General features: G+C 73.9%; 11 protein-coding genes and 1 tRNA gene. 5 read left to right on the top strand and 7 right to left on the bottom strand.

What is annotated here, in order from left to right:
* Nucleotides 1–55: 55 nt before the first annotated feature.
* From ACFXAE_RS21020 to ACFXAE_RS21005, 4 genes are all read right to left on the bottom strand, one after another.
* Nucleotides 56–385, bottom strand: coding sequence for a rhodanese-like domain-containing protein (locus tag ACFXAE_RS21020; protein WP_384716855.1), 330 nt, complete (start codon nucleotides 383–385; stop codon nucleotides 56–58).
* 52 nt (nucleotides 386–437) lie between these two features.
* On the bottom strand, nucleotides 438–1,277 hold the full coding sequence (locus ACFXAE_RS21015) for a J domain-containing protein (protein WP_384716839.1): 840 nt from the start codon (nucleotides 1,275–1,277) through the stop codon (nucleotides 438–440).
* Nucleotides 1,278–1,368: 91 nt separating this feature from the next.
* The gene (locus tag ACFXAE_RS21010) at nucleotides 1,369–2,808 is read right to left on the bottom strand and encodes a DUF2252 domain-containing protein (protein WP_384716852.1); all 1,440 of its coding nucleotides are present in this window, start codon (nucleotides 2,806–2,808) and stop codon (nucleotides 1,369–1,371) included.
* Nucleotides 2,809–2,959: 151 nt separating this feature from the next.
* A complete protein-coding gene (locus tag ACFXAE_RS21005; RefSeq protein ID WP_384716836.1) occupies nucleotides 2,960–3,637 on the bottom strand; it encodes a ScbR family autoregulator-binding transcription factor in 678 nt (225 codons plus the stop codon).
* Nucleotides 3,638–3,869: 232 nt separating this feature from the next.
* Here ACFXAE_RS21005 and ACFXAE_RS21000 point away from each other — a divergent pair, with 232 nt between their 5' ends.
* Together ACFXAE_RS21000 and ACFXAE_RS20995 are read left to right on the top strand one after the other, a co-directional pair.
* On the top strand, nucleotides 3,870–4,829 hold the full coding sequence (locus ACFXAE_RS21000) for a ScbA/BarX family gamma-butyrolactone biosynthesis protein (protein ID WP_384716834.1): 960 nt from the start codon (nucleotides 3,870–3,872) through the stop codon (nucleotides 4,827–4,829).
* Nucleotides 4,826–5,752, top strand: a complete 927-nt coding sequence (locus ACFXAE_RS20995; protein ID WP_384716831.1) for an NAD-dependent epimerase/dehydratase family protein — start codon at nucleotides 4,826–4,828, stop codon at nucleotides 5,750–5,752. The genes ACFXAE_RS21000 and ACFXAE_RS20995 overlap by 4 nt, the downstream gene beginning before the upstream one ends.
* Before the next feature lie 17 nt (nucleotides 5,753–5,769).
* Here the strand turns inward: ACFXAE_RS20995 and ACFXAE_RS20990 are convergent, their stop codons facing one another.
* Together ACFXAE_RS20990 and ACFXAE_RS20985 are read right to left on the bottom strand one after the other, a co-directional pair.
* On the bottom strand, nucleotides 5,770–6,402 hold the full coding sequence (locus ACFXAE_RS20990) for a LuxR C-terminal-related transcriptional regulator (RefSeq protein WP_384716849.1): 633 nt from the start codon (nucleotides 6,400–6,402) through the stop codon (nucleotides 5,770–5,772).
* 23 nt (nucleotides 6,403–6,425) lie between these two features.
* Complete coding sequence (locus ACFXAE_RS20985; protein WP_384716828.1) at nucleotides 6,426–7,709, bottom strand: sensor histidine kinase; 1,284 nt, start codon at nucleotides 7,707–7,709, stop codon at nucleotides 6,426–6,428.
* Nucleotides 7,710–7,890: 181 nt separating this feature from the next.
* Between ACFXAE_RS20985 and ACFXAE_RS20980 the strand changes: the two genes are divergently transcribed.
* Together ACFXAE_RS20980 and ACFXAE_RS20975 are read left to right on the top strand one after the other, a co-directional pair.
* Nucleotides 7,891–8,637 carry an ABC transporter ATP-binding protein gene (locus ACFXAE_RS20980; protein ID WP_384716825.1) on the top strand — a complete coding sequence of 249 codons (747 nt, stop codon included), beginning with the start codon at nucleotides 7,891–7,893 and terminating at the stop codon, nucleotides 8,635–8,637.
* Nucleotides 8,631–11,075 carry an ABC transporter permease gene (locus tag ACFXAE_RS20975; RefSeq protein ID WP_384716822.1) on the top strand — a complete coding sequence of 815 codons (2,445 nt, stop codon included), beginning with the start codon at nucleotides 8,631–8,633 and terminating at the stop codon, nucleotides 11,073–11,075. Before ACFXAE_RS20980 ends, ACFXAE_RS20975 begins: the two co-directional genes overlap by 7 nt.
* Nucleotides 11,076–11,359: 284 nt before the next feature.
* Here ACFXAE_RS20975 and ACFXAE_RS20970 read toward each other — a convergent pair.
* Nucleotides 11,360–11,443 (bottom strand) — tRNA-Leu (locus tag ACFXAE_RS20970).
* A gap of 519 nt (nucleotides 11,444–11,962) precedes the next feature.
* Between ACFXAE_RS20970 and ACFXAE_RS20965 the strand changes: the two genes are divergently transcribed.
* Nucleotides 11,963–12,820, top strand: coding sequence for an FhaA domain-containing protein (locus ACFXAE_RS20965; RefSeq protein ID WP_384716819.1), 858 nt, complete (start codon nucleotides 11,963–11,965; stop codon nucleotides 12,818–12,820).
* The last annotated feature ends 9 nt before the right edge of the window (nucleotides 12,821–12,829 follow it).

Raw genomic sequence — 12,829 nt, 5'->3', positions numbered from 1 at the left:
GTTTCTTTTGTAGTCCTCGGTGGGGGGGGGGGGGGGGGTGCCGGGGGGGTGGCCCTCACTCTGGGTCGGGGGGCTGCGGTTGGGGCGCCGCGCCGCCCCCCCCGGCGGCCTCCCACACCTGCATGCCGCCGTCCACGTTCACGGCGTCGACGCCCTGCTGGGCCAGATACATGGCGACCTGCGCCGACCGTCCGCCGGAACGGCAGATCACATGGACCCGGCCGTCCTGCGGGGCGGCCTCGGTCAGCTCGCCGTAGCGGGCCACGAACTCACTGATGGGGATGTGCAGCGCCCCTGCGGCGTGACCGGCCTTCCACTCGTCGTCCTCGCGGACGTCCAGCAGGAAGTCGCCGTCCTTGAGGTCCGCGACCCGGACCGTGGGCACACCAGCTCCAAAACTCATACCCCCGACGCTACCCGACCGGGCGGGCCCCGGCTCAGGCCAGCAGCGCCGCCAGCTCCGCCTCGCGTGCGATCACCTGGGTCCGCAGCTGCTCGGCGATCTCCTCGAGGAGCCTGTCTGGGTCGTCCGGGGCGAGGCGGAGCATCGAGCCGATGGCGCCCTCCTCCAGTTCCCTGGCGACCAGCGTGAGCAGTTCCTTGCGCCGGGCGAGCCATTCGAGGCGGGCGTAGAGCTCCTCGCCCTCGCTCGGGACGCGCTTCAGCTCCGGTCCTGCGACCCACTCCTCGGCGAGTTCGCGCAGCTCGTCCTCGTTGCCGCGGGCGTAGGCGGCGTTGACGCGGGTGATGAACTCCTCGCGGCGCGCGCGTTCCTTGTCCTCCTGCGCCAGGTCCGGGTGGGCTTTGCGGGCGAGGTCGCGGTAGAGCTTGCGGGCCTCCTCGCTGGGCCGCACCCGCCGCGGGGGCCGCACCGGCTGGTCGGTGAGCATGGCGGTGGCCTCGGGGAAGAGGCCGTCGCCGTCCATCCAGCCGTTGAGCAGCTCCTCGACGCCGGGGATGGGCATCAGCCGGGCGCGCGCCTCGTCGGCCCGGCGCCGGTCCTCGGGGTCGTCACTGCGGGCGGCCCTGGCCTCCAGGATCTGGGCGTCCAGCTCCTCGAGCCGGGCGTACACCGGGCCGAGCTTCTGTTCGTGCAGCCGGGAGAAGTTCTCGACCTCGACGCGGAAGGTCTCCACGGCGATCTCGAACTCGATCAGCGCCTGCTCGGCCGCGCGTACGGCCTGCTCCAGCCGCTCCTCGGGCCGCGCCGCACCGCCACCGCCGGGCGCCCGCTCAGCGCCGGCGCCGCCACTCTGCTCACCTTCCGAGGTCGTCACCCGAACAGCGTAGGCCACCCGCCCGGGCGGCACGCCCCGCTCCGGCGGCGCATCCCCCGGCCGGGGACGCTCGCCCGTCCCGGACGCCCGCTCACACCCCCGTCTCCGCCGCGATCCGCCCCGACCGCACCGCGGTCACCAGGTCCGTGTGGTCCGCCTCGGTGCGGTCGGCGTAGGCAACGGCGAAGGCCGCCACCGCCTCGTCCAGTTCGTCGTTCTTGCCGCAGTATCCGGCGATCAGGCGGGGGTCGGCGCTGTGGGAGTGGGCACGGGCCAGCAGGGCGCCCGTCATGCGGGCGTAGTCGTCGACCTGGTCGGCGGCCAGCGCGGCCGGGTCGACACTGCCCTTGCGGTTGCGGAACTGGCGCACCTGGAAGGGGCGGCCGTCGACCGTCGTCCAGCCCAGCAGGCTGTCGCTCACCACCTGCATCCGCTTCTGGCCGCGGACCACCCGCCTGCCCTCGTGGCCGGCCTCGGGGACGTCGAATCCTGCCGTCAGCAGATGCGGCACGAGCGCCGAGGGACGGGCCTCCTTCACCTGGAGGACCAGGGTCTCGCCCCGGTGGTCGAGGAGCAGCACGACGTACGAACGGGTGCCCACGCTGCCGGTGCCGACGACGCGGAACGCCACGTCGTGCACCGCGTGCCGGGCCAGCAGCGGGTGGCGGTCCGGCGGGAGCGTGCCGAGGTACTGCTCCAGCGAGGCGGCCACCGCGGCGGCCTCGTCGTCCGGTATGCGGCGCAGCACCGGCGGCGCGTCGACGAAGCGGCGTCCGCCGTCCCCGGTCGTCTCGGTGGACCTGGCCGCGAACCGGCCGCTGGTGTTCGCGCGGGCCTTCTCGGAGACCCGCTCCAGGGTGCCCAGCAGGTCGTGGGCGTCGGTGTGGGAGACGAGTTCCTCGTCCGCGATGGCGTTCCAGGCGTCCAGCGCCGGCAGCTTGGACAGCAGCCGCATCGTGCGGCGGTAGGCGCCCACGGTGTCGTGGGCCGCGGCGCGGCAGGTGTCCTCGTCCGCGCCGGCCTCGCGCCCGGCGAGCACCAGGGAGGCGGCGAGCCGCTTGAGGTCCCATTCCCAGGGGCCGATCACCGTCTCGTCGAAGTCGTTCAGGTCGATGACCAGCCCGCCGCGCGCGTCGCCGTAGAGACCGAAGTTCGCCGCGTGGGCGTCGCCGCAGATCTGGGCGCCGATCCGGGTCATCGGCGTGCGGGCCAGGTCGTACGCCATGAGGCCCGCCGATCCGCGCAGGAAGGCGAACGGCGTCGCCGCCATCCTGCCCACCCGGAGCGGCGCGAGCTCGGGCAGCCGGCCCCGGCTGGACTCCTCGACGGCGCTCACGGCGTCGGGGCGGCAGGCGTCCAGGTCGAGGGCGGCGTGTGCCCCGCGGGGGACCTGCCCGCGCAGGGCCTTGCCCTCCTCCCTGGGGCTGCCCTCGGCGGGCCACTCGGCGAATCCCGGCACCCGCGGCAGCCGCCGCACCGGGGCCGTACCGCCGGCCCCGGTCGTCCCGGCGGGCTCACGAGTCCCGGACATCCCGGCAACAGCTTCGGTCACGGCGACCGCCTCCCCCGTACGCATACGTGCCGTACACACGCGTCGACATCGATCGTGCCGACCGTACAGCCGGTGGCCGAAACGCGTCAGACCCTGTGGACAACTCTTCCGGTGTGGAGAAGTCCGGGCCCTACCCGGCTTCCGCCACCTCTGGTTCCACCGGTGACTCCACCGGCAGTGGCCGCCCTTCGGCGAGCAGCCGCCCGGCGCGGTCCTGGGAGATGTCCAGCCGGGCCAGCACGGCCGGAACGGCCACGCCCGGCAGCATGTGGTGGAACAGCACGGCGACCCGGTGCTCCAGGTCCTGCCGCTGGCAGCGCAACTGCGACAGGAGCTGCACTCCGGAGAAGCTCGCGACCAGCAGTTCCGCCGTCTCCGTCGGGTCGACGTGCGGCAGCAGTTCGCCTCCCGCCTTGGCCTCGGCCAGGGTCCGGGTGGTCTGGTCGATCCACATGCCGAACGCCGGAGTGCGGTCCAGTCCCAGCGCCCCCTGGTCGAGGGCCAGTCCGACGCTGGCCCGCACCAGCGGCTCGGTCCGCAGCCGCAGCGCCAGTACCAGTCCGGAGTCGACGAGCTCCTGCAGCTTGCCGGCCTGGGGCGGCAGGGAGATCGCGAGCTGCTCCTCGAACACGCCGAGCGCCAGCTCCTCCTTGGAGCCGAAGTGGAAGTACAGAGCGCCCTTGGTGACCCCGGCCCGCTCCAGGATCTCCCCGATGGTCGCCGAGGTGTAGCCGCGTTCGTCGAAGACGGCCGCCGCCGCCTCCAGAATGGTCCGGCGGGTGCGGATCGCGCGCTCCTGTCGCGCCATCGGTGCCTCCTGATCTGGTGGATCTCATGGATCTCTCGGGTCGCACCGTGCGGTCGGCGTGAAGCCGCCGTGCGGTCTGCCGTGCTGGTGCGGGCGCGTGGGCTCGTCTCCGGCGATGTGGATCACCCTTGGAAAAAAACCAACTCGTCCGTATCTTAGTGCGAACCGACCGGGGGCCGATTGCCGATCCCGGGCATTCCTCACGCCGCAGCCGGATTCCTGGAGCGCACCTATGGAGGATCAGACCGGACAGCGGGACTCACCCGCAAACACCGTCGGCAGACCCGGTGCCCGCACCCGCGTCACGACGGAACTCGCCCACCGCCCCCGCGCGGCGGACGTCTTCCCGGCCGAGTGGGTCCGGCTCTCGGACGTCCGCTTCCGCGTCACCGCCCGCTGGCCCGCCGACCACGCCTTCTTCGGCCCCGTCGACGACCTTCGCCAGGATCCGATGATCGTCGGTGAAACGTTGCGTCAGACCTCGATGGCCCTCGCCCACGCGGAGTTCGGCGCCCCCGCCGACACCCACTTCGTCATGCGGGACCTGGACATCTCCACCGACCCGGACCGGCTGCTGCTGGCGGACGCGGACGAGCCGGTCACCGTCGACGTCGTCTGCTCCGAAATCCGCCGCCGGAGCCACGGTCTGAACGGCATGCGCACGACGATGGAGTTCCGCCGCGCGGGACGCCTCGTCGCCCGGGGCACCGGCAGCACCGGCTGCACCTCCCCGGCCGCCTACCGCCGCCTGCGGGAACGCCAACTGGCCGCTCGGGAAGCCCGAATACCGCTGCCGGAACCGGTATCACCCGAACTGGTGGGCCGCCACCGCGCGGAGGACGTCGTCCTCGCCCCCGCGGACCGGCCCGGCACCTGGCTGCTGCGCGCGCACACCGGACACCCGGTCCTCTTCCCGCGCCCCAACGACCACGTCCCCGGCATGGTCCTGTTCGAGGCGGCCCGCCAGGCCGCGACCGCGGCGTCGGGCCGGCTGCCCTTCCTGCCGTCCGAACTGGCCGTCTCCTTCAGCCGCTACGCCGAACTGGACAGCCCCTGCCGGATCGACACCGAAGTGCTCGACAAGGGCGAGGACGAGGTGACGGTGCGGGTGTCGGGTACCCAGGCCGGCCAGTCCGTCTTCGGCGCCACCCTCACCTGCGCGCCCACGGCCCCGGTACGGTCCCTGCCGTGACCGTCGACCTCCTGATCACCGGCGCGACGGGCTTCATCGGCAGCCGGGTCGCGGCAGCGGCCCTCGAACGCCCCGAGGTCCGCGTCCGCTCGCTGTCCCGCCGTACGCCACCCGAGCGGCCGGACTCCGGGACGGTGCCCGGTGATCTCACCGACCCGCGCACCCTGCGCGGCGGCCTCGCCGGCGTCGACGTCCTCGTGCACTGCGCCTCCCGCGTGGGCGGCGACCCGGAGTCCGTCGCCGCGGTCAACGACCTCGGCACGAAGGCCCTGGTGGAGGAGGCCGTACGGAACGGAGTGCGCCGGATCGTGTACGTGAGCACCGCCGCCGTCCACGGCCGGGGCCCCTTCCGGGGCGTACGGCCCGGCGAGGCCCCGGTCGCGCCCGTCTCCGCCACCAGCCGCACCCGCGCGGCGGCCGAACGGCATGTCCTCGACGCGGGCGGCCTGGTGCTGCGCCCGCACCTGGTGCACGGCGAGGGCGACCGCTGGGTGATACCCGGACTGGTGGGACTGCTGCGGGAGTTGTCCGCGACCGTGTCCGGCTGCGAGGCGCTCCATTCGATGATCGACGTCGACACCCTGGGCCGTGCGGTCGTCGCCGCGGCGTTGTCCCCCGGCCACGGCTCCGGCACCCACTACGTCGGCCACCCGGACCCCGTCCCCGTCCCGGAACTGCTCGCGGCCGTGTGCGAGCGGGTGGAGCGGCCCGGCGACGGCGCCTCGGTGGACGTGGCCGCCGCCCGCGCCCGGGCCGCCGGGTCCCCGCGTGCGCTGCATCACCTGGACATGCTCACCGTGGACCACTGGTTCGCGGACGACGGCTTCTGGAAGGACCTGGACTGCTCACCGGGTGAGGGGTTCGCCCGCACGTTCGCGCGGTCGGCGTCCTGGTACCGGTCGTATGTGACGACCGGCCGGTAAGAAGACCGTCCGGCCGGTCACGCCCGCAGATAAGCCAGCACCGCGAGGACCCGCCGATGCGTCTCGTCCGTCAACGGCAGGTCCAGCTTCGTGAAGATGCTGCCGATGTGCTTGCCGACGGCGGCCTCCGACACCACCAGCTCGCGGGCGATCGCGCCGTTGGACTTGCCTTGCGCTATCAGCGCCAGCACCTCCCGCTCCCGCGGGGACAGCCGCTCCAGCGGGTCACGGCGGTGGCGCAGCAACTGCCGTACGACCTCGGGGTCGATCACCGTGCCGCCGTCCGCGACCTGGCTCAGCGCGGTCACGAACTCCTCGATCTGGCCGACCCGGTCCTTGAGCAGATAGCCGATTCCGGTGCCGTCGCCGGAGTCCAGCAGGTCGGAGGCGTATCGGCGCTGCACGTACTGGCTGAGCACGAGAACGGGCAGCGTGGGCCGCTCGGCGCGCAGCCGCACGGCCGCGCGCAGGCCCTCGTCCTGGAAGCCCGGGGGCATCCGGACGTCCGTCACCACGATGTCGGGTTCGTCTCCACCGACCGCGGCGACCAGCGCCTCGGCGTCTCCGACCGCCGCGACGACCTCGTGCCCGCACTGCTGGAGCAGACCGATCAGACCCTCCCGCAGCAGCACGCTGTCCTCGGCCAGCACGACGCGCAGTGCTCGGCCGTCTGTCAGGGGGAGCAGGGGACGCAAGGGATCTCCACACGCAGCAGGGTCGGTCCACCCACCGGACTGGACAGGGTGAGTCTGCCATCGAGCACCGACACCCGGTCGGCGAGTCCGGTCAGCCCGCTGCCCGCCCCGGCCCGTGCGCCGCCCCGCCCGTCGTCACGGACCTCCAGCAGCAGCCGCCCGTCGCGGTGTCCGCCGTCCACTCGCGCGCGGCTCGCCCCGCTGTGCCGGGCGACGTTGGCGAGCGCCTCGCACACCACGAAGTACGCGGCGGCCTCGACCGGCGTGGGCAGCCGGCCGGTGAGATCCAGGTCCACGTCCACGGGTACGGCGGACCGGTCGGCGGCGTCGGCGACCGCGGCTTCGAGCCCGTAGTCGGCGAGGACCTGGGGGTGGATACCGTGGATGAGCTCCCGCAGCTCCCGAAGTGCCCGGCCCGCCTCGTCATGGGCCTTGGCGAGCCGGTCGGCGAGCGGTCCGGGCGGCGCGTCCAGGCGGGCCAGCCCCAGCGTCATCGTCAGGGCGACCAGACGCTGCTGGGCCCCGTCGTGCAGATCGCGCTCAATGCGCCGCCGTTCCGCCTCGAAGGCCTCCACCAGCCGCACCCGGGACCGGGTCAGTTCGGTCACCCTGGCCTCCAGGCCGGTCTCGCGCGGGGCGATCAACAGCCGGGTCAGCCCCGCGCGGGCGCCCACCGCGACGCCCAGCAGGTAGGAACCCAGGACGAGCAGAACGATCCCGAGCAGGGCGGCACCGGCCGCCGCCGGCCAGGTGGTGACCGTCCACAGTTTGAGGACCTTCGCCTCCCTGCCGTCCCCCACCGTGGCCATCAGCAACGGGGTGGCGGTCACGGCCGCCGGGAGGAGCAGGCCGGCCATGAGCGCGAGGGCGTCGACCGGCCACAGCAGGCCCGCGAACAGCAGGGTGTGGCCGAACTCCCGCCAGGTGGCCCGCTCCCGCAGCCGGGCGGTCAGCCAGATCCGCAGGCCGGGGGCGGCGGGCGGCAGGTGCGGGTCGAGGACCGGATCGCGGTCGACCAGCCGCAGCCGCCACCGCTCCAGCCGGGCCACCGGTATGCCCGCGAGGGCGGTGCCGAGCAGCAGCGGAAGCCCCACCAGCGTCGGCGCGAGCAGCCCGCCGGCCGCCACCGACACCACGATGCCCACCAGCACGGCCGCGCCGGTCACCGCGCCGGTGAGCAGATATCCGGCCGAGCGCCACGGCCACGGGGACAGCGCGTAGCCGGGACGGGACATGGCCTGCCAGGGATTTCGAGGCTGCATGCGGATCACGGTAGAAGCCGCCTCCGCCCGGGGCCATCGGCCTGGGCGGAGGCTTCGGGGTATGCCTGGCCCTACCCCTGCTCTCGCCCCTGCCGCACTGCGCCGACCGGCTCCCGGACGGTTTCGTTTCCCTCGGACGACCAGCCCGCAGCGGCCGGTCCGAACAAAGGGAGTGGGGCACATGAGCCAGAGGGACGGTGACGCGGTCACCTTGCGCCGGGTGAGCCGGCGGTACGGGTCGGGCGACGGCGCGGTGAGCGCGCTGGACGAGGTCTCCCTCGCCTTCCCGCGCGGGAGTTTCACCGCCGTGATGGGCCCGTCCGGCTCCGGGAAGTCGACGCTGCTGCAGTGCGCCGCCGGGCTCGACCGGCCCACCTCGGGTTCGGTCACCGTCGGCGGCACCGAGCTGACCGGGCTCGGTGAGAGACGGCTGACCCTGCTGCGGCGCGAGCACATCGGTTTTGTCTTCCAGGCGTTCAACCTGCTGCCGGCGCTGACCGCCGGGCAGAACGTCGCCCTTCCGCTGCGGCTGGCCGGCCGGCGCGTGCCGCGGGCCCGGATCCGTGAGGCGCTCCACCAGGTCGGCCTCGGTGACCGCGCCCGGCACCGGCCCGCCGGGCTGTCCGGCGGGCAGCAGCAGCGCGTCGCCCTGGCCCGTGCCCTGATCACCCGCCCCGATGTGCTGTTCGCCGACGAACCGACCGGCGCGCTGGACTTCCGCACCGGACGCGAGGTGCTCACGCTGCTGCGCGGCATGGCCGACCGCGAGGGACAGACGGTCGTCATGGTGACCCACGACCCGGTGGCAGCCTCCCGCGCCGACCGCGTGGTCTTCCTGGTCGACGGCCGCGTCCACGGCGAGCTGGCCGGGGCGGACGCCGACGCCGTCGCCGCGCGGATGACCCGGCTGGAGGCCGTGCCGTGCTGAGTCTCGCCCTGTGCACCCTGCGCGCCCGGTGGCTCACCTTCGCCGGCAGCTTCACCGCCCTCGCGCTGGGCGTGGCCCTCCTCACCGTCATGGGACTCGCCCTCGCCTCCTCCCTGGACGCTCCCGCGCGGGAACCTGAGCGGTTCGCCGCCGCCCCGGTCGTGGTCAAGGGCGCGGACACCCTGCGCGTACCGACGCCGAACGGCGAGAAGACCGAGGAACTGGCACACCCGCGCGCGGTGCCGGCGGCGACCGTCGCGAGGCTGCGCCGGCTCGGCACGGTCGTCGAGGACCGCTCCTATCCCGTCCGCGCCAAGGGCGGTCCCGGCGAGCTGACCGGCCACCCCTGGTCCACCGCCGCGTTCACCCCGTACGCCGTCGAGGCGGGCCGTGCGCCCCGCGCGGACGACGAGGTCGTCGTCAGCGGCGACTGGGCGCGGCCCGGCACGCGGGTGCGCACGGATCACGGCACCGTGCGGGTCGTGGGCACGGTGGCCGGTCACGGCTTCGAGCACGCCGTCTTCCACACCGACGCGCGCGCCGCCGAGCTGTCCCCGGCCGTCGTCCAGCTGGTCGTGGACGCCGACCCGACGGCCGTGCGGGAAGCGGTGCGCGGAGCCGAGGGCGTCCGGGTCCTCACCGGGGACGACCGCCGGCACGCCGACGCGGACCCCGAGCGCGACAGCGAGGCACTGACCGCGATGAACGCCCTGTTCGGCACGGCGGGCGGGGTCTCCGCCTTCGTCTCGGTGTTCGTGGTGGCGTCCACCTTCGCCTTCGCGGTCGACCGACGGCGCCGGGAGTTCGGGCTGCTGCGCACCGCGGGGGCCACCCCGGGCCAGATACGGCGCATGGTGTTCTGCGAGGCCCTGCTGGTCGGGGCACTCGCCTCGGCCGCCGGCTGCGGGCTCGGCGGGTACGCGGCACCCTCGCTGGCCGCGTGGGTGGTCGACGTGGAGCTGGCGCCGGGCTGGTTCACCATCGGCGACGCGGGCTGGCCGTATCACGTGGCGTTCTGGACGGGGCTCCTCGTCGCCCTGAGCGGGGTCGTCGCGGCCTCCTGGCGGGCGGGGCGTACGGCCCCCGTCCAGGCGCTGCGCGAGGCGTCCGCCGACAGCGGGGCCATGACGCGGGGGCGGTGGCTGTGCGGCACGGCTCTGCTGCTGACCGCCGGGGTGACGCTCGCCGTGACGCTGCTCGGCGATCCGGGTGACCTGCTGCACCGCAAGACCTACGTCAGCCGGCCCATGCTGCTGATCACCGCCGCCGCACTGCTGGCCCCGCTCGTCGTGCGCCCCCTCACGCGGCCGCTGGCCCGGCTGCCGGGGGTGATCGCCATGCTGGTGCGCGAGAACGCGGCCGCCGGGGCGCGTCGTACGGCCGCGGTCGCGGCGCCCGTGCTGGTCACGGTCGCCCTCGCGGGCTCGTTGCTCGGCGCCACCGCCACCCTGGACCGGGCCGGGGCCGCCGAGACGCGGGAGCGGACCACCGCGGCGTTCGTCGTCACGGCCGCGGGTGGCGGGGCCTTCGACGCACGGACACTGGACCGGCTGCGCGCGGTGCCCGGCGCGCGGGTGTCGGCGAGTGCGCCGAGCGCGGTGTACGTCCTTGAGGAGGGCGCGGCGCTGATCAGGTCCGAGGCCCGGGCCGTCGACCCCGGGGCGCTGGCGGCCACCGCGCGGCTGCCGCTCGCCGCGGGGAGGGCCACCGACCTCGACGACGGCTCGGTCGTCGTCAACGAGGAGTGGGAGCGGCACACGGTCGGGCAGCGCGTGCGGGTGTGGCTCGGGGACGGCACGGAGCGGACGCTGCGGATCGCCGCGGTGATGGCCACCGGCACCGGTGACAACGGCGTCTACGTCACCCCGGCCAACGCGCCGGGCGCGCGTATGGACCGGGTGGACGTCGCCCTCGCGGACGGTGCCGACGCGCGCGTGGTGGCCGCAGGTCTGGAGCGGGCGGTGCGGCCCGCCGGCGGTCAGGTCCGCACCGGGGAGGAGTGGGCGGCCGCCACGGACCCGGGAAGCGAACGCACCACCCGTTACGGCCTCCTCCTGGTCCTCGGCATCGCCCTGCTCTACACGGGCATCTCCCTGGCCAACACCATGGTCATGGCGGCCTCCGACCGGGTGCGCGACCTCGCGGTACTACGGCTGGCCGGGGCCACGCGATGGCAGGTGCTGCGCATGGTGGGCGCGGAGTCGCTGGCGGTGGTGGTGGCCGGCGCGGTCCTGGGCCTGACCGTGGCCGCGCTCAACCTGGCCGGCATGGGGGGAGCACTGGCCCTGCTCTCGGCCCCCGCCACCATCGCCCTCCCCTGGTCCACGCTCGCCACCGTCACGGCCGCATGCGCCGTACTCGCCACGACCTCCGCGATCGTCCCCGCCGCCGTCGCCCTGCGTCGGCCCGCGCTGGAATCGGCGGGCGTCCGCGAGTGACCCCTCCAAAGCCCGCGCTGGAGCCGGGGGCGTCCGCGAGCGAGCCCACGGGCCCCTCTCCGGATGTCCCCGCCGGCGCCCTCCTCGCGGCTCTTCCGAGGGCCTCCCCCGGACTCCTCCGAGGCCTCCCCGGAGGCCTTCACCACGCGCCCCGGGGGTGAACGGCACACCGCTCCACGACGAAAAGGATCATGAGATGTTCCTCACACGCCACACCTCCGCCGCACCCGCTCCGAGCACGCGAAACGGGCGGCATCCGATGGATGCCGCCCGTTTCGACGGTGTGCGCGAGGGGGGAGTTGAACCCCCACGCCCTTGCGGGCACTGGAACCTGAATCCAGCGCGTCTGCCTATTCCGCCACCCGCGCATTGGGTGTGTCTTCCGCGCCCCGCCCCTTGGGGCCTTGCGCCTTCCGACACCCAGAACATTAGCACGCTGGTCGGGATGGATTCACATCCCTTTCCCCGCGGCCGCCCCACCGCTCCCCACCGGCCCCGACGAGCCCGGATCTCCCCGGCCGGCCTCCCCGCGGCCCCTGATGTCGCGGCGGCGACCGCTTCACGTATCAACCTCGTACCGGTAGTCCCCGTCTGTACAGGAGCCGGACGGAGTCCACAGCCGGGTGCGGGACACTGGTCTGCGGCCCCCTCTACGATCCATGGCAGAACGACGCGTACGAGCACGGCCGAAGGAGTTCGCCGAAGGAGTTCGAAGAGGGGCTCCGCAGGGAACTTCGTCAGGCGTCGACACCCGTCGACCGGGCCGACAGGGGGAACCAGCCGATCGACCGGCGCGTGGATACGATCAGTAAGCAGTACCAGGTAGGCGGTGCACGAAACGGTGCGCCGGGCAGTACACAGGACGGCAGCGACGGAGGAGGTGCCCCATGGGAGTCCTGAAGAAGTTCGAGCAGCGTCTCGAAGGTCTGGTAAACGGCACCTTCGCCAAGGTGTTCAAGTCCGAGGTGCAGCCCGTGGAGATCGCGGGAGCGCTCCAGCGGGAGTGCGACAACAACGCCACCATCTGGAACCGCGACCGCACCGTCGTACCCAACGACTTCATCGTCGAACTGAGCACCCCGGACTTCGAGCGGCTCAGCCCGTACTCCGGCCAGCTCGGCGACGAGCTCGCCGGCATGGTGCGCGACTACGCCAAGCAGCAGCGCTACACCTTCATGGGTCCCATCAAGGTGCACCTGGAGAAGGCGGACGACCTCGACACCGGCCTGTACCGGGTCCGCAGCCGTACCCTCGCCTCCTCCTCCGCCGGACAGGCCCCCGGCGCTCCCGGCGGCGCACCGCCGGCCGGCCGCCCCGGCGGCTACGGCTATCCGTCGACCGGCCCCGCGGGCGCCCCGCCCATGCCGGCCGCGCCGCCGCCCGGCGGCAGGCCCGGCAGTGGTTACGGCTACCCGCAGCCCGCGGGCGGCCAGCGGCCCCCCGCCGCCCCCGTGGCCGGCGGACGCACCCGCTACTGGATCGAGATCAACGGCACCCGCCACCAGATCTCCCGTGCCACCCTCGTGATGGGCCGCAGCACCGAAGCCGACGTACGGATCGACGACCCCGGCGTCTCCCGCCGGCACTGCGAGATCCGGACCGGAACGCCCTCGACGATCCAGGATCTCGGATCCACCAACGGCATCGTGGTGGACGGGCAGCACACCACCCGCGCTACGCTCCGCGACGGCTCGCGGATCGTCGTGGGCAGCACCACCGTTATCTATAGGCAAGCCGAAGGGTGAAGCGGGGGC

This window comes from Streptomyces sp. NPDC059454 (assembly GCF_042749965.1).
Lineage (GTDB): Bacteria > Actinomycetota > Actinomycetes > Streptomycetales > Streptomycetaceae > Streptomyces.
This window is presented reverse-complemented; position numbering and strand designations above follow the sequence as displayed.